Raw genomic sequence first — 20,343 nt, 5'->3', positions numbered from 1 at the left:
TGAACTCTAGCAGAGGCATAGAAATGGAGTAAGCAGCTTTTATCCCTATTCACTATCCGGCGGAGCTGCCGGTTATGAAGATGGTTATTTCAAGATGTTGTTAGGAGGGTTAGGCTTTATGACAGCCGTTAGACAGGATGCTTGGAGTGCGGAAGATGATTTGATATTGGCCGAAATAACACTGCGTCATATCCGGGAAGGCAGTACCCAGCTTGCCGCTTTTGAAGAGGTGGGGGAAAAAATCGGTAGAACCTCGGCAGCATGCGGATTCCGCTGGAACAGTTGTGTCCGTAAAAGCTATGAGGATGCCATCGGCATCGCCAAAGGCCAGCGCCAGAAGCGGAGTTATCTGAAAAAACAGCCGGTAAACAGGGGAGCTCAGGTAGCCGGCCTGATTCTTGGTGACATCGACGAGGAGTACGGCCGAAGTGACAACCTGAATGAAAGCTCCTTATCTATTGATGCGGTCATCCGGTTTCTAAGGCAGTGGAAAGGGACATTTCAGGAGGCGGGTCGTCAGCTGAAAATGCTGGAACGCGATCTCCGGGATAAGGAAGATGAACTGACGGAGCTCCGGGCGGAGAACGAGCGGCTGTCCAAAGAGGTGAACCTCGCTCAAAGCGATTACCGTGTCGTAAATGATGATTATAAGGCTCTGATCCAGATCATGGACCGGGCACGCAGACTGGCCTTTTTGAATGAAGAAGAAGAAGAAATGAAAACAAGATTTAAAATGGATGCAAACGGAAACCTGGAACGGATGGAATAGTCATCTTTCCCGTGAAAAGCTGCTGACGAGTGCCGGATGGCAAACGTTTTGCGGCTTTTTATTGTTTTACTCAAAAGAATTTATTTGTTTACGCTGGTGTTTTGCATTTCCGGGCAGCAGCAGGCTATAATGAGGGAAATTATTGGAAGGATGCGTAAGCGCTCATGAAAATAGATATTATCGGAGCGGGATCAATAGGACTGCTGCTGGCTGGCAGACTTATACATGCCGGTCAAGACGTCAGAATATGGTGCAGGAGTAAGGAACAGGCCGATGCTCTCATTAAAGACGGATTAACGGTCAGCTGCCTGGACGGGGCTGCGCCCATCGTAATTCCGGGAACGGCGTTTTTTGCTTCCGCCGCAAATACCTTTGCCGGTACTTATCTGCATGAGCCCGGGGACTGGGTGGTACTAACAATCAAACAGCAGGCTCTTCATCAGGAGCTGCCGGAAATACTGGCCCCTTTGTATAGCAGAAGCATGAATGTTGTCTGCTTTCAAAACGGGTACGGCCATCTGCAGAAGCTCCGGCAGCTGCTGCCGGATGCCTCCGTATGGGCTGCGGTGACTACTGATGGAGCCAAGAGAGAAACATCTACAGAAGTAATTCATACCGGAAGAGGAGAAATATACATAGGGCAGGAAGACGTTGGTCATACTAGTGCTGAAACGGACGGGCTGTCATACGCAGCAGCAAGAAGTTTCACGGATGCCCTCCTGACAGCAGGATTTTCTGCCTCTATGTCGAACAATGTGAATACCCTGATTTACCGGAAGCTCTTGATCAATGCTGTGATCAATCCGCTGACCGCGATATGGCGCATACAGAACGGCGAGCTGCTGGCCTCCAGTCAGCGGGTTCAGCTGATGAAGGATCTATATGCTGAAGCGGTTGCCGTTTATGATGTCTGCGGCGTTACCTATGAGGAGGATGCCTGGGAGCATATCCTTGAGGTATGCCGGGCAACATCGGACAATATCTCCTCCATGCTGGCCGATGTCATTGCCTCAAGGGAGACGGAAATCCGCTGGATTAACGGCAGTATTGTGGAGATGGCAGAGCGCCGGGGAATTGAGGTTCCACTGCACCGCTGGATTTGCCGGCTTGTTGAAGGCATGAGTGCGAGAGAGAGGTGACGCTGTTTGGAGCTGCTGCAAAATTCATTTGTCACACTGGGTGTTATTCCGGTTGTTCCTTTTTTAATTGTCTATTTTATCGGAACCGGGCTCAGGAAGGATAAAAAAAAGACTTTGATGCTGGCAATGGATGTGACGACTTTATTTTTATTGCTTTCGGTTTCGGCCTTATTTAATATACTCTTCAATGCTAAATTCGGGTTTTATTTTATACTGCTTATTGTATTAATATCCGCCGGACTGATTGGCGGAGCCCAGAACCGGATCAAGGGCAAGGTTGATGGAAGGCGGTTATTCCGGGCGGTTTGGCGTTTGGCGTTCTTTTTTTTGGGTGCCCTTTATGTGCTTTTTTTGTTCATAGTCCTTATTCAATACATATCACAAGCGATGTAATGTTCCACTGCTCCGGTGAAGCGTCACTGTCACAAAATTTTTAAGTTTTAAAAAAAATGTGTTTTCAGAAAATATTGCTCTAGATTTTTTTGACCACTGGTTGTATAATCATAAACCATATACCACATTCTATTTAGGGGGAACTGCTAGATGAAAAAGAGTAAAAGTCTTTTGCTCATGATTGCATTGGTTCTCGTAATCGGCACAGTGCTTGCCGGCTGCGGCGGTAACAACAATGCAAGCAGCGGCAACAACACAGCGGCGACTAATGCGCCGGCGAGTGACAATGCAGGCACGAACACAGGTGAAGAGAAATTGGCTGCTGACCAGACGCTTAAAATTAACTTGAGCTCTGAGCCTCCTACTTTTGATCCGCAACAAGCTCAAGATAGCACATCTAATGCTATTCTGAAGTTGATGTATGAAGGACTTACCCGTCAAAATGCAGAAACAGGACAAGCTGAAGAAGGCGTTGCAGAATCCTGGGATATTTCCGCTGACGGCCTCGTGTACACTTTCCATCTTCGTGATTCCAAATGGAGCAACGGTGACGCTGTAACTGCTAACGACTTCGCTTTCGCTTGGCAACGCGTCCTTGATCCAAATGCTGAACAAGCAGCCCCTTATGCTTACCAGCTGTATTACATCAAAGGTGCTGAAGATTTCAACACTGGCAAGATCACTGATTTCAGCCAGGTTGGTATCAAAGTAATTGATGAAAAAACGCTTGAAGTAACACTGGCTAACCCAACACCTTATTTCTTGGGTCTGCTGTCTTTCTATACGTACTACCCAGTACACAGCTCTGTTAAGGACAATGCAAAATGGGCAACTACAGTGGATACACAAATCACTAACGGTCCTTTCACATTGACTGAATGGACTACTGGTCAATCCTTGGCAGTAACTAAGAATCCATCTTACTACGCTGCTGATGATATCAAAGCACAACAAATCAACTTCTCCATCGTAAACAGCGGCGCAACTGAGCTGCTGAGCTACAAGAACGGTGAGCTTGACCGTGCAGGCGGTCCAATTGGTGAAATTCCAACTGAACAGCTGCCAATCGTTGAAAAAGAGCTTCCTAACGAATTTGCAAGAAAAGGTATCGCGAGCGTTTACTACTACCAGTTCAACGTAACCGAAAAACCTTTCACTAATGCTAAAATCCGTAAAGCATTGGCAATGGCGATTGAACGTCAGCCAATCATCGATAACATCACTCTGGGTGGACAACTGCCGGCATTCGGCTTCGTACCTCCAGGTATCCAAAGTAATGAGCAAGAATTCCGTGCTCAAGTTGCTGATTCCCAATACTTCACTGAAGATCTTACAGAAGCTAAGAAACTGCTTGATGAAGGTCTGAAAGAAGAAGGTCTGGATAAACTTGAATTCACAATTACCTACAACACAAGTGAAGGCCATCAGAAAATTGCTGTAGCCATCGCTGACCAATGGAAAAAAGCACTCGGCGTTGAAGTTAAGCTGGAAAACAAAGAGTGGGGTGTCTTCATCGAAGACAGACACAACCTGAACTACCAAGTAGCACGTGCCGGCTGGTCCGCGGATTACAATGATCCAATGACTTACCTGGATATGTGGGTAACTGGCGGCGGTAATAACGATAGCGGTTATTCCAATGCTGACTACGATAAACTGATCCAAGAAGCTAAGACTTCTGCAGACAATACAGTTCGTCAAGAGAAGTTCGCAGCTGCTGAAAAAATCCTGATGGATGACATGGTTGTCATTCCAATCTACTACTACACAAACAACTCCCTGACTAAAGAGTATCTCAAAGGTGTTACTCTCGACTTCAGCGGTGCAATCGATCTGTCCCGTGCTTATCTTCTTGAGCACTAGGATAAATTAAAATTAACCTAATACAGTAATATAATAGTCTGAAGTTCTTATATTACTTCGGGATATATATGTGGAATTCCATATATATCCCTTTTTTTTGTATAAGGTGCTAAATGTGATTATTTGGAAAAAATGGATATTTGGTCAAATAGACAAATCGATGTTTTTTCCTTACAATAGGTAAGTAAAAAAATGTCGAAGGAGGTGATGACGGGCATGTTTCGTTATATTTTCAACAGATTTCTCCACATGGTTGTTTCGCTGTTTGTATTGATTTCTGCAACCTTTTTCCTAATGAAAGCAATTCCGGGCGATCCGTTTACATCCGAGAAAAAAATTCCTGAACAAATTCTGCAGCGCTTGTATGCGCAGTATAATTTGGACAAGCCCGTCTTGGAGCAGTACGTGCTTTATCTGAAAAACATTCTGAAGGGTGACCTGGGCATTTCAATGAAAATGCTGAATCAGGATGTAACACACATTATCGGACAGACCTTTTCCTCATCACTTAAGCTTGGGGTTGTTGCTATTATTGTAGCAATAATCGTAGGTGTAGCATTGGGGATGCTTGCGGCGCTGTATCACCGGAAGCTGATTGATAATGTCGCTATGGTATTAGCTGTTCTCGGTATTGCGGTACCGAGCTTTGTTGTGGCTTCTTTGCTTCAATACTTGCTGGCTTATCACTGGAAAATATTCCCTGTAATGGGCTTCAAAGGACCGATGAACTATTTCCTGCCGGTAATGGCGCTCACCGCATCCCCGATAGCCGTTATAGCCCGTCTTACCCGTTCCAGTATGCTGGAGGTATTGCATTCCGATTATATCAAGACAGCAAAGGCAAAGGGCCTCAGCTGGTTTTCGATTGTATCCCGCCATGTATTGCGTAATGGTATTTTGCCGGTAATCACTTATGTGGGACCAATGACTGCGAACATTATTACCGGATCGGTCGTTATTGAACAGATCTTCGGTATCGGCGGTATCGGTAAACAGTTCGTTCAAGCTATTAATACCCGTGATTATCCGATTATTATGGGCATCACCATTTTCTACGGCGTTATTTTGATGGTTGCACGTTTCCTTACGGACGTTGCTTATGTTGCCATTGATCCGCGAATCAAACTTGCTGGCAGAAAGGGGGACTAACGTTGGCTGTTAATGACAATATGGTTAAACAGGTTGAACTGAAGCCTGAGGACTTTCGTAAAATTGACATTAATGATAAAGAAGCAGAAGTAATTCAGCGTGAAAGCCTTTCCGCCTGGCAGGATGCGTGGGAGCGTCTGCGTCAGAATAAAATGGCAATGACAGCGTTGATTATTATGCTCGTGATTATTATTATGGCCATTGTAGCACCACACCTGGTTCCTTATACGTACGACTCGAATGATCTGATGAGTACGAACAAGCCGCCGTCCCTGGAGCACTTATTCGGTACAGATGATTTCGGCCGTGACGTATTTGTCCGTACCTGGATGGGGGCCCGTATCTCCCTCATCGTTGGTCTTGCTGCTGCATGTATTGACTTGATCTTCGGTGTTATTTACGGTGGTATTATGGGCTTCTTCGGCGGACGTGTCGACACCATTATGAATAAGTTCTCCGAAATCCTGTACTCGATCCCTTACTTGCTTGTAGTAATTATGCTGCTCGTAGTATTTGAGCCAAGCTTGTGGACTATCATCCTGGCGCTTACCATTACAGGCTGGATTAACATGTCATGGATTGTGCGTGGCGAAATTATGCAGCTGAAGAGCCGGGAATTCATTCTGGCTTCCCGTTCCATGGGGGCTGACTGGAAACGCCTGCTGTTCAAACATCTGCTTCCTAACGCAATGGGGCCGATCATCGTTACCGTTACCCTTTCCGTTCCAAGTGCAATTTTCTCTGAAGCGTTCCTGAGCTTCCTTGGATTGGGTGTACAGGCACCGGTTGCCTCTTTGGGTTCTATGATTAATGACTCGTTGACTGGATGGTTGTACTATCCGTGGCGGATGATTTTCCCGGCGCTGGTAATAAGCTTGACCATGCTTTCCTTTAACATTTTTGGTGATGGACTGCGCGATGCGCTCGACCCTAAGCTGAAAAAATAGTTGGATCAGGATACGGCCCGTGGAATAGATTTTGAAAGAAATCAAAAGTATTCGCGGTGAAGATATTGGCATGATATTTCAAGACCCGGTGACTTCTTGAACCTGACGATCAATTTGGGCAAACAGATAAACGAAGTTTTGATCTAACATCAGAAAAGTCAGCGGCCGAAGCGAAAAAGGTATTGAGATTCTTGAAATAGCCGGCATCATTATGCTGAGGCTCGCTTTAACCAATATCCCCACGAATTCTTCAGTGGTATGAGCCAATCATGAATATCATGAATGAACTGCCGCAAAAGAACTAAATGCAGGGCGAGCTGCTGATTTCATTCATCGGTTCCCCGATCTGATTATGCCGCCGGCGGCTGTCCGTACTCTTCGCGTTGCAGCAATGCATATGGGCAGACGGTTTGGTCCCGGCGTCACAGAAATCAGCGGAACGCATATGGAGCACCGCTGAAATATTCATTCGATGGCCAAGGAGGTGCAGTACGTTTGAGTAAGAACCTTATTGAAGTTGAAGGTCTTAAGAAATATTTTAATGTGGGCAAGGGTAAAGTTCTTAAGGCTGTTGATAATATTAATTTCTCCATCCGTGAAGGCGAAACCCTTGGGATGGTAGGCGAATCCGGTTGCGGTAAAACTACTGCTGGCCGTACGGTTCTCCGTCTGTATGAACCGACTGCCGGAAGCGTGAAATACAATGGCACGGATATTTACAAGCTGTCGCCTGGTAAGATGAAAGCTATGCGGCGCGATATGCAGATGATCTTTCAGGATCCATACGCATCGCTCAACCCGCGCTTTACGATTTCTGATATTATCGGTGAAGCACTGGATATTCACGGCATGGGCGGAAGCCGCGCCGAGCGTAAAAAACGGATTGAAGAGCTGCTGGATATGGTTGGTCTCAATCATGACCATGCTACCCGTTATCCGCATGAATTCTCCGGCGGACAACGCCAGCGTATCGGGATTGCCCGTGCACTTGCGGTAAACCCTAAATTCATCGTCTGTGACGAGCCGATCTCTGCACTTGACGTGTCGATTCAGGCACAGGTTGTCAACCTGCTCAAGGAACTGCAGGACCGTCTGGGCCTGACATATCTGTTTATCGCGCATGACCTGTCCATGGTTAAGCATATCAGTGACCGTGTAGCGGTTATGTACCTGGGCAGAATGGTGGAACTGGCAGAGAGTGAAGAGCTATATGCCAACCCTCTCCATCCGTACACCAAATCGTTGCTTTCAGCCATTCCTGAGCCGGATCCAGAAGCGGAAGCAAACAAAAAACGGATTCACTTACATGATGAGCTGGGCAGCCCGATTTATTCGGCCAGCGACAAATCAAATGACAGTGACTTTGAGCTTGTTGAAGTTTCCAAAGGTCATTTTGTTGCCAAAGGATTTGCTTAAATCATACAGCTGTACTGATGCAGGCGGGAGCGTTGAGCTCCCGCCTGTTATGCGTCAGACGGATTTCTTTGACGCGCGCCGTTACTTTGGATACAATCATATAGAGTTTATGGACTAGATGTATGTTTACATATAGCAGGCAGAGTAGAACAGGAGGGCAATTGCACATGAATGTAGTACCGGAACCGTTACCGGGCGGGTCAAAGCTCGCACGCGACTATATAGGGCATTATGAAGCGGTGGATAAGCTGTACGGAGGGGATTTCCGAAGCGAGCAGAGCCGGAGGATGCGGGCAGAATGGCTGGACAGTACGGAGCTTCAGCGTGCCGACCGCATGGAGGTTGCTTCAGTTCTGCGGAGCTATAATCAGCAGCATAATAATTATCCGGAAGTGATGGCGGCATTAGCTCTGCTGGAACAGCCCGGAACACTGGCCATTACAGGAGGACAGCAAAGCGGCCTGTTTACCGGACCGCTCTTTGTTATATATAAGGCGGCAACGGCAATTCTCGCGGCGAAAGAAGCTGCGGCACAGCTTGGCCGGCCTGTGATTCCGTTATTCTGGATTGCCGGTGAGGATCATGACTGGGATGAGGTTAATCACACTTTTGTATTAAACAGGACCGGAGAGCTTGCCAAACTAAAAGTAAACAAGCCCGAAGGACCGCGGGCTTCAGTCAGTGCGATTCAAGTTGGACAGGATAGCTGGCAACAAGTGACTGAGCTGCTGGACGGTATGCTGCAGGAAAGTGAATTTAAACCGCAGATTATGGAGTTTATCCGCAAATCAGCAGATACAGCCTGCTGTATGAGCGATGCTTTTGCCAAGCTGATAGGTTCACTGTTCGGCAAATTCGGACTGGTTCTGCTGGATTCCGCAGATCCTGCTCTGCGTGCTCTGGAACGCCCGTTCTTCGCTACATTGATTGAACGGAACGATGAGCTGGAATCAGCTTATAAGCAGGCCGCTGAGAACATTACAGCTGCAGGTTACGAGCTGCAGGCTGATGTAACGCCGGGCAACGCGAATCTCTTTTATATCCATGAGGGTGCGCGGCTCCTGCTGCATAAGACAGATGACGGATTCAATGACCGTAAAGGAACGGTTTCTTTTACTCGGGACGAGCTGCTGTCCGTGCTGAAAGAACATCCCGAACGGTTCAGCAACAACGTCTTAACCCGCCCGCTGATGCAGAATTATGTTCTGCCGGTGCTGGCCACTGTACTGGGGCAGGGGGAGATTGCGTATTGGGCAATACCGCATGAGGCCTTTGGCGTTGTAGGAGACCGGATGCCGCTGATTATGCCGCGCATGTCCTTTACGATCATCGAGGGCACACTGCATAAGCATATGAATAAATACGGGCTTTCCTTCAATGATGTGTATGCCGGCCTTGAGGGCAGACGCAAGGAATGGCTGGCTGCCCAGGATGAGCTGGAGCTTGAACGCCGGTTCAACGAGGTCAAGGAGACCTTTGCAGCGATGTATGAGCCGCTGATTGAACAGCTCGGGACTATTCAGGCGGGGCTGCTCAAGCTGGGCCAGAACAACAAAGAGAAAATTGTCGACCAGATTTCCTTTTTGCAGGCTAAAGCCCAGGATGCGATGGAGAAGCAGAATGAAGCCGCCCTGCGGCAGTGGGAACGGATTGAGCTCTCGCTGATGCCTGCTGGCAAGCTGCAGGAAAGAGTGTACAACGTGATGTACTACCTGAACCGCTATGGTCTGTCCTGGCTGGATGAGCTGATGGAGATGCCCGCCGACTTCAGTGGAACGCACCGTATTATATATATGTAGGGAAATGTTCTAATCCAACTTTTTAGGAGGTTTTCAAATGAGTTCATTGTCGAAACAAAACAGTATCGTAGCAGATATGTCGCTGGCACCTGAGGGCCATCTCAAAATCGACTGGGTACGCCAGCATATGCCGGTTCTGAACCGTATCCGTGAGCAATTCGAAGCTGAGCAGCCGTTCAAGGGACTGAAGGTGTCGATTACACTGCATCTGGAAGCGAAGACCGCATATCTTGCAAAGGTAGTCCAGGCCGGCGGGGCAGAAGTGACAATTACCGGCTCCAATCCCCTTTCTACGCAGGACGATGTCTGTGCAGCGCTTGTCGAAGACGGGATTACAGTATTCGCCAAATACAATCCGACTCCTGAGGAATTCAAGGCCCTGAACATCAGGGCGCTTGAAAGCAAGCCGGACCTGATTATTGATGACGGCGGAGACTTCGCCACTCTGCTGCATTCGGAGCGCCCGGACCTGATGGAGAATATCCGCGGCGGTGCCGAAGAAACAACTACCGGTATTATCCGGTTGAAAGCACTGCAGAAGCAGGGTATCCTGAAGTTCCCGATGGTTGCGGTTAATGATGCCTACTGCAAATATCTTTTTGACAACCGTTACGGTACGGGCCAGTCAGCCTGGGACGGCATTGTCCGCACAACCAATCTGATTGTAGCCGGCAAAACGGTGGTTGTAGTCGGATACGGCTGGTGTGGTAAAGGTGTAGCCATGCGTGCCAAGGGCCTTGGCGCGAATGTAATTGTAACAGAGGTAGATGCGATCAAGGCTGTTGAAGCGCATATGGACGGATTCCACGTCATGCCAATGCTGGAAGCGGCCAAACATGGTGATTTCTTCGTTACCGTAACCGGTAACCGTTATGTCATCCGCGGCGAGCACTATGATGTGATGAAGGATGGAGCGACTCTCTGCAACGCCGGGCATTTCGATGTAGAAGTGAACAAACCTGAATTGTCCGAGCGGTCCGTATCCCAGCGTACAGTGCGCAAAAACATCGAAGAATATAAGCTTAAGGACGGACGCAAGCTTTATCTGCTGGCTGAAGGCAGACTGGTTAATCTCGGCGCAGCGGACGGCCATCCGGCAGAAATTATGGATACGACTTTTGCCTTGCAGGCACTGTCGCTCAAATATGTAAATGACAATTACAAAAACATCGGTGTCAAAGTGGAAAATGTTCCTTACGAGCTGGATGAGCAGGTAGCCCGCTACAAGCTGGAGAGCCTGGGAATAGCGATTGACAGTCTGACTCCTGCTCAAGTTGACTATCTCGACAGCTGGAACCTGAATGATTAATTAAAAGTTGTATGGATCTGCAGAATGCCCGGAAGCCATGCGAATGGCCCGGGTATTTTGCTGTCTAATGGGTGTTATGCCGGTAAATCATTACTGGCTGTCTGCAAAATGCTGTGCCCTATATATAAGTACCCATGCTTTTTCTCCTGCGATTATCCTTCTTTAGTCCAGGATTAATAAAATTCATGATAATATGTACCCTGTTTTAAACAGATTTACACTTTACTATTTCAATATGCAACATTCAATTATGTAAAAGGGCCGAATAATGCTGCAAAGATTTGTATGAATGATGACTTGACAAATAAGAAAAAATTACCTCGGCTATGAAAAAGGTTTTTGATTTTTAATGGCGAATCTATTATGCTTAGGTGGTGTAAAGTGGGGCAAAGTGGGGAATCGGTAACAAGGAGTGGGTAAAACGATGTTTATGGGGGAGTTCCAGCATAGCATTGACGACAAAGGCCGGATCATTATCCCGGCTAAATTCCGTGAATTGCTCGGAGCCTCATTCGTCGCGACCCGCGGCCTCGATTCCTGCATATTTGTTTATCCCATGGAAGAATGGGGAATCATGGAGCAAAAGCTCAAAAGCCTTTCACTGATGAAATCGGATGCCCGTGCCTTCAGCCGCTTCTTTTTCTCGGGAGCGACGGAATGTGTATGGGACAAGCAAGGCAGGGTTAATCTGCCGGGGAATTTGCGGCAATATGCCAAGCTGGAAAAGGACTGTGTTATTCTGGGCGTTTCGAACCGGGTGGAAATCTGGAACAAAGAGCTATGGGAACAGTACTTCGAACAATCAGAGGAATCGTTCAACGAAATTGCCGAGAAATTGGTGGATTTCAATTTTGACTTATAACACACATACACAATTCGAATACTGCCCTGGAGGGATGCAGCTTGTTTCACCACATCACGGTGCTTAAGGAAGAAGCGACAGAGGGGCTGCACATCAAAGAGGATGGCATATATGTCGACTGTACACTTGGAGGAGCCGGACACAGTTCTTTGATCGCATCCAAGCTTAGCGGCAACGGCCGGCTGATCTGTCTGGATCAGGACGACTGGGCTCTGGAGAATGCAAAAGAACGGCTGGCAGCATACGGGGAGAAAGTGGTGCTTGTTAAGACCAACTTCCGTGACCTTGAACAGGTCTTGAAGAGTCTCCCTTTTGTTCCGCAAAAGGACGGTGTTCCGCAGGTAGACGGCATACTGTATGATCTAGGCGTATCTTCGCCCCAGTTTGACGAAGGGGAGCGGGGATTCAGCTATAATCATGATGCCCCGCTTGATATGCGGATGGACCAGTCCGCAGAGCTGACCGCAGCCGAAATTATCAACACATGGCCTGAACAGGAAATTGCCCGGGTGCTTTTCCAGTATGGGGAAGAGAAATTCTCACGGCGGATTGCCCGCAAGATTGTGGAAAGACGCGAGGAACAGCCGGTTACAGGCACCGGCGAACTGGCGGAGCTGATCAAGGAAGGCATTCCGGCAGCGGCGCGCAGAACAGGCGGACATCCGGCAAAACGCAGCTTTCAGGCCCTTAGAATTGCCGTGAATGACGAGCTGGGCGCTTTTGAAGAAGGCCTGCATGCAGCTGTACGCTGTCTGGCGCCTGAAGGAAGAGTCTCTGTTATTACGTTCCATTCGCTGGAGGACAGGATCTGCAAGCAGATTTTCAGCAGCTATTTAAGCAGATGCACCTGCCCGCCTGACTTTCCGTTTTGCGTATGCGGCGCTGAAGGCACATTAAAGCTGGTTAACCGTAAGCCGCTGGTGCCTTCCGAGGAAGAGCTTGAGCAGAACCCGCGTGCCCGTTCAGCAAAACTGCGCGTTGCAGAGAAGTTATAAAAACGACGATGAAGGAGAGTCAGAGAGATGGCCTATACCCGCGGCAATTTAGCAGTTCAACCTAAGAGAAAACAAGAGGTAAACCCGCTTTACCGCGAGAAGACGAAAGTCGTCACCAGACGGATGGTGCTGCCGACGCTGGAAAAGCTGGTTTATATGCTGACGCTGGCAGCTTTTGTACTGGTGGCTGTCGCCCTGATTTGGCGTTACGTCCATATTTATGATTTGAATTTGCAGGCTCAGAAGCTGGATAGCACCATTGCCGAGACACAGAAGCAAATTGCCACCTATCAGATGGAAAAGCAGACGCTGGAACAGCTGGTTGCCGAGAAAGCCAAGAAGCTGGGCTATATCCAGCCTCCGGAAGACTCTGCAATCTATGTGTCTGCAAACGGTAAGGCAGCTGACGAAAACGACAATTAGCAGCCTGGTGAGGCTGCAATAATAGAGTTTGTGAGGTTACCTTATGGTCAAGAGAATAAAACTTCGCACGCTGTTTATAGGAGGGTGTATTACCCTCTTTTTTCTTGTTTTAGTCGTCCGGGTATTCTGGATTCAGGTCATGCAGAATGATTTCTGGCATGAAAAGGCCGTTAACCTATGGGCACATACCTCGGTTATCAAAGCGAAGCGTGGTACCATTGAAGACCGAAACGGTAGTGTTATGGCCAGTGATGTACCGGCGTATACAGTCGTTGTAAACCCTCAGGTCATCGCTGAAAAGGAAATCGGGGAAGAGGTCATCAAGGGACTCCATGACCTGCTGGGCAAGCCAGAGGCCGAACTGAAGAAATTGGTGGAGGCCAAGGATGACAGCGGCAATTACCTGAAGAACCGCGAAATCCGCAATGAAGGCTGGAAAATTGATAAAGAGCTAGCGGATAAAGTGAGAGAGTTCAACAAAGAGCTGGAGGAGAAATATAGTACGCTCGAAACCGGAATCGGTCTGATCACAGAGCAGAAACGCTATTATCCCAAAGACTCTTTGGCTGCGCATATTTTGGGCTACACGAACCGCGACGGCGAAGCCATTATGGGGCTGGAAAGTTATTTTAACAAGCAGCTTCAAGGAACGAACGGCAAGCTCTATTATCAGAGTGACGGTAAAGGGATAAAGCTTCCGGACTCCAATGACACCTACCAGCCGGCTGTGAACGGCAGCAATATCAAGCTGACCATTGACAGTACCATTCAGCGTTACATTGAAGAAGCCATGCAGAAGGCCTATGACCAGTACAAGCCCAAGAGTATGACGGTTATTGCCGCCGATCCGAACACAATGGAAATCCTTGGCTTGGCCAACCTGCCAACTTTTAACCCGAATGAATTCTGGAAATATGCAGGCGATCAGCAAAATTTCCTTAATCATGCCATCAAGTCGATTTATGAGCCAGGCTCCACCTTCAAAATTGTCACGCTGGCCGGGGCGGTGGAGGAGAATCTGTTCAACCCTGAGGCCACCTTTAAATCAGGCTCGATCCGGATTAAAGGATATAGCCAGCCGCTCCATGATATCAACCGTGCCGGCTGGGGTGAAATTTCATTCCTTGAAGGTGTGAAGCGCTCCAGTAACGTGGCTTTTGTAAAGCTGGGCTTTGAAATGCTCGGGCAGGACCGGCTGATGCAGTATATTCACGATTTCGGGTTTGAAGAGCAGACGGGCATCGATCTTCCCGGAGAAGTCTCAGGCCGGGTTACACCGAAGTATTCTGTCGAGTATGCAACACTAGCTTACGGTCACGGTAAAGTGCAGGTTACCCCGATTGAACAGCTCACAGCTGTCGCAGCTATTGCCAATGGCGGGAAGCTGATGGTACCGCATGTCATAAAGGAAATCAGCGATCCGAACACGGGGAAAACGGCAGTTACCGAACCGGAGGTTGTCCGCCAGGTTATATCTGAAGAAAGCGCCAGGGAAACCGGCAGTTATCTGGAGCAGGTTGTGTCAGACCAGAGTATAGGTACCGGTAAACATGCTTACATTGAAGGCTACCGGGTAGCCGGTAAGACCGGGACCGCGATTAAGGTAGAAGGCCAGGACTACGTAAAATCTAAGGTTCTGGTATCCTTCATCGGCTATGCTCCGGTGAATGATCCGAAAATTGCAGTGATCGTCATTATCGATGAGCCGAATGTTGAGGTTGGCGGCGGAACGGCAGCTGCCCCGGTGTTCAAAGAAATTGTATCACAGTCCCTGCAGTATATGGGGGTGCCAAAGACAGCCCTTGGCACGGGAACAAGCGCAAAGGTTAACAAAGCGGCTCCAGTCCAGCGCTCCACGCCTGATCTGGAGGGTAAATCCGTTAAGGAAGCCAGAGAGCTGCTGCTCGATCAGGGCTACGATTTTGAGGCGGTCGGCAGCGGAAACAGTGTGGTCAGCCAGTATCCGGAAGCGGGGACTTTGCTGGCTTCGGGACAGCGGATCTATTTGTTAAGCCAGCAGGGCGACCAGGCTTCTATCCCTGATCTTAAGGGACAGTCGCTGCGGGATGCGCTGGAGGTGCTCAATCTGCTGAAGGTCCAGATTTCCGTCGAAGGCGAAGGATATGTCACCGAGCAGACAGAATCAAGCCAGAACGGCAAAAAGCTTGTACAGCTGAAGCTCAATCCGCTTAATGAATACGGTGAGGATATTCCGGTAGCTGCGGCAGGAGAAGAGAACGAAGATACCGGGGATAGCGGAGAGTAGTCTGCTGCTTCTCCCTGATGGGCCGGTCTTTGCATACGGCAGGCTGCACAGGCTGTCAGGCTTGTTCTAACCCCTGTTTGTCCCGAATAGTCATGGAGATAAGAGATCATGTCTATTACGAGGGAAAGCGGGGGAACGCGGTATGAAGGTTTCAAAGGTTGTAACCCGGCGGAGAATGCTGTGGACACTGCTGGGACTGGCTGTGTTATTCGGTTCACTGGCTGTACGTCTTGCCTATGTGCAGCTCTATCAGGGCGAGAAGCTAAGCGCCAAGGCGGAGGAGTCGTGGCGCCGCAATATTCCTTACACCGCCAAGCGCGGAGAGATACTGGACCGTGAAGGTGTTGCACTGGCTTATAATGTCAGCTCGCCTACGGTTTATGCCGTTCCCGTGCAGGTTAAGGATAAGCAAAAGACGGCACAGCAGCTGGCTCCGCTCCTTGGAATGACTGAGGAAAAGCTGGTCACTTTGATGTCCAAACGTGAGTCATCGGTTAAGCTACAGCCCGGCGGCCGCAAAATTACGATGGAGCTTGCCGCGAGCATCCGTGATTTGCAGCTGCCGGGCATCGTTGTGGCTGAGGACAACAAACGGTACTATCCTTATGGTGATCTGGCAGCACATATTCTCGGGTTTACCGGAATCGACAACCAGGGGATTACGGGCATAGAGAGCATTTATGATAAGCTGCTCAAAGGAATTGCCGGCAATGTCTCCTATCTGTCCGATGCGGGAGGAAGGCTGATGCCGGGCTCCTCCGAGAAATATTACGAACCCCAGGAGGGGCTCAGCCTGCAGCTGACCATTGATAAGCAGATCCAGTCGATTATGGAGCGTGAGCTGGATCAGGCGATGGTGAAGTATCAGGCACAGGGTGCATGGTCGATTGCAATGAATCCCAAAAACGGCGAGATCCTGGCGATGGCCAGCCGGCCGGGCTATGAGCCGGGCTCTTACAAGGAATACGACGCTGAGGTGTATAACCGCAACCTGCCTATCTGGATGACCTACGAACCGGGGTCCACCTTCAAGATCATTACTCTTGCTGCCGCGCTGGAGGAGAATAAGGTGGATCTGCAGAATGAGCGGTTTTTTGATCCGGGTTATGCCGAGGTCGGGGGCGCCAGGCTCCGCTGCTGGAAAAAGGGCGGGCACGGCAGCCAGACCTTCCTTGAAGTGGTCGAGAATTCCTGCAACCCCGGGTTCGTCGCCCTGGGCCAGCGGCTCGGCAAGGAAACCCTGTTCAAATATATCCGTGATTTCGGGTTCGGGACGAAAACAGGTATAGATTTGAACGGCGAGGCCAGCGGTATTTTGTTCAAGCTGTCCCAGGTTGGACCGGTGGAGCTTGCCACTACCGCTTTCGGCCAAGGCGTCTCGGTAACGCCGATTCAGCAGATTGCTGCAGTATCAGCAGCCATTAACGGCGGTAAGCTGTATACTCCGCACGTGGCCAAGGCCTGGATCAATCCGGAGACGGGCGAGACCGTATCCGAGGTTCAGCCCAAGGAAGTCCGGCAGGTCATTTCGGAGGAAACATCGAAGAAGGTGCGGGCTGCCCTTGAGAGCGTGGTTGCCAAAGGCACCGGCCGGCCGGCTTTTATTGACGGCTACCGGGTGGGAGGCAAAACAGGGACGGCACAAAAGGTAGTTAACGGCCGCTATTCTCCGACCGAGCACATTGTTTCATTCATCGGCTTTGCTCCTGCGGATGATCCGCAGATTGTAGTTTACACTGCGGTTGATAATCCTAAGGGAATACAGTTCGGGGGGGTTGTAGCTGCTCCGATCGTACAGAACATTCTGGAGGATTCCCTGCATTACCTGAAAGTACCTGAACGAACAGACCAGCTTCCCAAAACCTATAAATTAGGTGAAACTCCGATTGTTACGGTTCCCGATCTAACAGGGGCTACAGTCCAGGACATTTACGAGGACCTGAACATGAACTTTACGTTAGCCCGTTCAGGCACCGGCAATACTGTCATTAATCAGGCTCCGAAAGCGGGAGCGAGGGTTGAACAAGGCTCAACCATCAGGATTTATATGGGGAATTCCAGTCAATGATAGAGGTAGGGCCAGTCTTCTTATCCGAAATTGCAGAGTGAGGGATTAGTTATGAAATTAAAAGAATTATCTTCTTGTCTTGCGGCTTCGCGCCTGTATGGAGACGGGGAAACCGAGATTGTAAATCTTCAGGCAGATTCCCGGAAGGTTAAGCCCGGCGATTTGTTTATCTGCCTGCCTGGTTTTACGGTGGATGGCCACGATTATGCACCCCAGGCGGCAGCCGGAGGCGCTGCAGCGCTGGTAGTTGAACGGAAGCTGGATCTGGATCTGCCGCAGCTGATCGTCGATGACTGCCGGTTTGCCATGTCTGTACTCGGAAATGCCTTCTTCGGTTCACCGAGCAGCCGCATGAAAATGATCGGCGTGACCGGAACGAACGGCAAAACGACGACCACCTATCTGATTGAGCGGATTATGTCCGATCACGGGCTGAAAACCGGGCTGATCGGCACGATCCAGCTCCAATATGACGGCCAGATCTATCCGGCTTCCGGCACGACGCAGGAGTCGCTTGAGCTGCAGCGTACACTGAACGATATGGCGCTGAAAGGGGTGGAGTGCTGTGTCATGGAAGTATCCTCACATGCGCTTGAGCAGGGGCGGGTAAAAGGCACGGATTACCGTACAGCGATTTTTACAAACCTGACCCAGGATCATCTGGATTACCATCATACGATGGAGGAGTACCGTGCGGCCAAAGGGCTGTTCTTCTCCCGTCTGGGCAACGTCATTTCACCCTGGAAAGAAGAGCGTAAGTACGCCGTGCTGAATGCCGATGATGAAGCGAGCGCTTATTTTGCCGCCCAGACTGCAGCGGAAGTGATTACATACGGCATTGATAATAACGCCAACGTCAGGGCGTCGCAAATATCGATTACAGCCAAAGGAACATTTTTCCATGTGGATACGTTTAAGGGAGAGACTGACATTTCGCTGCGCATGGTCGGCAAATTTAATGTATATAATGCCCTGGCTGCGATAACCGCCGCACTGCTCGAAGATATCCCGCTGGAAGAGGTTAAATCAAGTCTGGAGTCGGTGGCCGGTGTAGCCGGTCGTGTGGAATCGGTCGACGAAGGGCAGGATTTTGCTGTTATTGTTGACTATGCGCATACGCCGGATGGACTGGAGAATGTGCTGAAGGCCGTTTGCGAGTTCGCGGGCGGCAAGGTGCTGACCGTGTTCGGATGCGGCGGGGACCGGGATAAGACAAAACGCCCGCTTATGGGCAAAATTGCCGCGAAATACAGCGACCATGTATTTGTGACTTCGGATAACCCGCGGACAGAGGACCCCCTGATGATTCTTCAGGATATTGAAGCCGGCCTGATCGGGGACGGGGTTCCGCAGGAGCGTTATGAGATGATTCCGGACCGCCGGGAGGCAATCAGAAATGCTATTGAAATGGCAAGCCCCGGCGATGTAGTATTGATTGCGGGGAAAGGTCATGAGACCTACCAGCTGATCGGCGGAGTGGTTCATGATTTCGATGACCGCCTTGTCGCCAAAGAAGTTATAAGGGGCCGAAGCTATTGATTACAAGAACGCTGCAAAAAATCGCTGACATGTGCGGAGGAACATTAGGTTCTGCTGCAGATCCGGAACTGGAGATAGCGGGAGTCATTACCGACTCCCGCAAAATTACATCAGGCTGCCTGTTTGTCCCGCTTACGGGAGACAATTTCGACGGGCATGATTACAGTGCGGCGGCACTCACTGCCGGGGCTGGCGCTACACTCTGGCAGCGGGATAAGGGTGCTGCACCGGAAGGTGCGGTCATTCTGGTTGAGGATACACTGGCTGCCCTGCAGAGACTGGCTGCCGCTTATTTAAGCGAAACAGGCGCGCAGGTTGTGGGTATAACGGGCAGTAACGGCAAAACGACAACCAAGGATATCGTTACCTCCCTGCTGGAGGGACAATACAGGGTTCATAAAACTCAGGGAAACTTTAACAACCACATCGGATTGCCGCTTACGGTGCTTTCGATGAGCGAGGATACCGAGATAGCCGTACTCGAGATGGGCATGAGCTCACGGGGAGAAATTGCCCTGCTGGCTTCGCTTGCCGCTCCTGACGTTGCGGTTATTACAAACATAGGGGAGTCGCATCTGCTGCAGCTGGGCTCCCGCAAGGAAATTGCCCGGGCCAAGCTGGAAATTGCTGAAGGACTAAAGCCTGGCGGGCTGCTTATCTATAATGGCGATGAACCGCTGCTCGCGGAAGTTATGGCAGAATCTGCTTTCCATGCGCCGGAAGGTCTGCAATCTGTCCGTTTCGGGTTTACTGCAGATAACGATGTTTATCCGACAGGGATGATGACGCATATCGGGGGAATGACGTTTACAACCGTCTACCTTGCTGAGGAGCGCGCTTTTACACTGCCGCTTCCGGGCCGCCACAATGTCAGTAATGCACTGGCTGCATTTGCGGTTGCCCGGCATTACGGGGTTAGCGAGGCGAATATTGAAGAAGGGCTGAAACGGCTCAAGCTGACCGGCATGCGGATTGAAGTGATCGTAACGGCCTCCGGACTGACGCTGCTGAACGATGCCTATAATGCCAGTCCTACCTCGATGAAGGCGGCTATTGATGTGCTCCAGTCTATGAAAACAGACGGCAAGCGGGTTGCTGTGCTGGGGGACATGCTGGAACTTGGGCCTAAGGAAGCTGATTTCCACCGGGAAATCGGCGGATATCTGGATCCGGCTTTGACGGATCTGGTCTTTACTTATGGACCGCTATCAGCCTTTTTGGCTGAAGCCGCAGCCCGGAGCTTCGGGCCTGAGCGGGTGTTGGCCTTTACCGATAAGGCAGAGCTGTCTGCTGCCCTGAACGGCAAATGCAGCTCCAAGGACATTGTGCTGTTCAAAGCATCAAGAGGCATGCGTCTGGAAGAGACGCTGAACAGCCTTAACGAACATTTTAAACAGACATAAATA

The 20,343-nt window shown here is 49.8% G+C and carries 18 protein-coding genes; 17 read left to right on the top strand and 1 reads right to left on the bottom strand.

Going from position 1 to position 20,343, the window contains the following annotated elements:
* Nucleotides 1-118: 118 nt before the first annotated feature.
* The 7 genes from AC4G46_RS24305 to AC4G46_RS24275 all read left to right on the top strand — a co-directional run bounded on the left by AC4G46_RS24305 (nt 119) and on the right by AC4G46_RS24275 (nt 6,260).
* Complete coding sequence (locus AC4G46_RS24305; protein ID WP_491124973.1) at nt 119-769, top strand: RsfA family transcriptional regulator; 651 nt, start codon at nt 119-121, stop codon at nt 767-769.
* A 29-nt stretch (nt 770-798) separates the two neighbouring features.
* Complete coding sequence (locus AC4G46_RS24300; protein WP_491124972.1) at nt 799-927, top strand: hypothetical protein; 129 nt, start codon at nt 799-801, stop codon at nt 925-927.
* Nucleotides 928-933: 6 nt separating this feature from the next.
* The gene (locus AC4G46_RS24295) at nt 934-1,908 is read left to right on the top strand and encodes a ketopantoate reductase family protein (protein WP_491124971.1); all 975 of its coding nucleotides are present in this window, start codon (nt 934-936) and stop codon (nt 1,906-1,908) included.
* Between the two features lie 6 nt (nt 1,909-1,914).
* Nucleotides 1,915-2,301: a DUF3397 domain-containing protein gene (locus AC4G46_RS24290; RefSeq protein ID WP_491124970.1), complete on the top strand. Its 387-nt coding sequence runs from the start codon at nt 1,915-1,917 to the stop codon at nt 2,299-2,301.
* Between the two features lie 150 nt (nt 2,302-2,451).
* Nucleotides 2,452-4,164, top strand: a complete 1,713-nt coding sequence (locus AC4G46_RS24285; RefSeq protein WP_491124969.1) for a peptide ABC transporter substrate-binding protein — start codon at nt 2,452-2,454, stop codon at nt 4,162-4,164.
* A 216-nt stretch (nt 4,165-4,380) separates the two neighbouring features.
* A complete protein-coding gene (locus tag AC4G46_RS24280; protein ID WP_068726379.1) occupies nt 4,381-5,313 on the top strand; it encodes an ABC transporter permease in 933 nt (310 codons plus the stop codon).
* 2 nt (nt 5,314-5,315) lie between these two features.
* Nucleotides 5,316-6,260, top strand: coding sequence for an ABC transporter permease (locus AC4G46_RS24275; RefSeq protein WP_277471108.1), 945 nt, complete (start codon nt 5,316-5,318; stop codon nt 6,258-6,260).
* Between the two features lie 301 nt (nt 6,261-6,561).
* Here AC4G46_RS24275 and AC4G46_RS24270 read toward each other — a convergent pair whose 3' ends face one another.
* Nucleotides 6,562-6,729 (bottom strand): hypothetical protein, encoded by a 168-nt coding sequence (locus AC4G46_RS24270; protein ID WP_491124968.1) that lies wholly within the window; start codon nt 6,727-6,729, stop codon nt 6,562-6,564.
* 26 nt (nt 6,730-6,755) lie between these two features.
* Between AC4G46_RS24270 and AC4G46_RS24265 the strand changes: the two genes are divergently transcribed.
* From AC4G46_RS24265 to AC4G46_RS24220, 10 genes are all read left to right on the top strand, one after another.
* Nucleotides 6,756-7,676, top strand: a complete 921-nt coding sequence (locus AC4G46_RS24265; protein ID WP_491124967.1) for an ABC transporter ATP-binding protein — start codon at nt 6,756-6,758, stop codon at nt 7,674-7,676.
* Nucleotides 7,677-7,843: 167 nt separating this feature from the next.
* Complete coding sequence (bshC, locus tag AC4G46_RS24260; RefSeq protein ID WP_491124966.1) at nt 7,844-9,475, top strand: bacillithiol biosynthesis cysteine-adding enzyme BshC; 1,632 nt, start codon at nt 7,844-7,846, stop codon at nt 9,473-9,475.
* Nucleotides 9,476-9,512: 37 nt separating this feature from the next.
* Entirely contained in the window at nt 9,513-10,784 is a 1,272-nt protein-coding gene (locus tag AC4G46_RS24255) for an adenosylhomocysteinase (protein WP_491124965.1), read from the top strand.
* Between the two features lie 424 nt (nt 10,785-11,208).
* The gene (gene mraZ / locus AC4G46_RS24250) at nt 11,209-11,646 is read left to right on the top strand and encodes a division/cell wall cluster transcriptional repressor MraZ (RefSeq protein WP_068726372.1); all 438 of its coding nucleotides are present in this window, start codon (nt 11,209-11,211) and stop codon (nt 11,644-11,646) included.
* 41 nt (nt 11,647-11,687) lie between these two features.
* A complete protein-coding gene (rsmH, locus tag AC4G46_RS24245; RefSeq protein ID WP_090712281.1) occupies nt 11,688-12,641 on the top strand; it encodes a 16S rRNA (cytosine(1402)-N(4))-methyltransferase RsmH in 954 nt (317 codons plus the stop codon).
* Between the two features lie 27 nt (nt 12,642-12,668).
* Complete coding sequence (locus AC4G46_RS24240) at nt 12,669-13,064, top strand: hypothetical protein (RefSeq protein WP_491124964.1); 396 nt, start codon at nt 12,669-12,671, stop codon at nt 13,062-13,064.
* Between the two features lie 43 nt (nt 13,065-13,107).
* Nucleotides 13,108-15,330 (top strand): penicillin-binding transpeptidase domain-containing protein, encoded by a 2,223-nt coding sequence (locus AC4G46_RS24235; RefSeq protein WP_491124963.1) that lies wholly within the window; start codon nt 13,108-13,110, stop codon nt 15,328-15,330.
* Nucleotides 15,331-15,472: 142 nt separating this feature from the next.
* Complete coding sequence (locus AC4G46_RS24230) at nt 15,473-17,398, top strand: stage V sporulation protein D (RefSeq protein ID WP_491124962.1); 1,926 nt, start codon at nt 15,473-15,475, stop codon at nt 17,396-17,398.
* 51 nt (nt 17,399-17,449) lie between these two features.
* Nucleotides 17,450-18,937, top strand: coding sequence for a UDP-N-acetylmuramoyl-L-alanyl-D-glutamate--2,6-diaminopimelate ligase (locus AC4G46_RS24225; RefSeq protein ID WP_491124961.1), 1,488 nt, complete (start codon nt 17,450-17,452; stop codon nt 18,935-18,937).
* Entirely contained in the window at nt 18,934-20,340 is a 1,407-nt protein-coding gene (locus AC4G46_RS24220; protein WP_491124960.1) for a UDP-N-acetylmuramoyl-tripeptide--D-alanyl-D-alanine ligase, read from the top strand. Before AC4G46_RS24225 ends, AC4G46_RS24220 begins: the two co-directional genes overlap by 4 nt.
* The last annotated feature ends 3 nt before the right edge of the window (nt 20,341-20,343 follow it).

The sequence above is a fragment of the Paenibacillus sp. fava2 genome (assembly GCF_058313675.1).
This window is presented reverse-complemented; position numbering and strand designations above follow the sequence as displayed.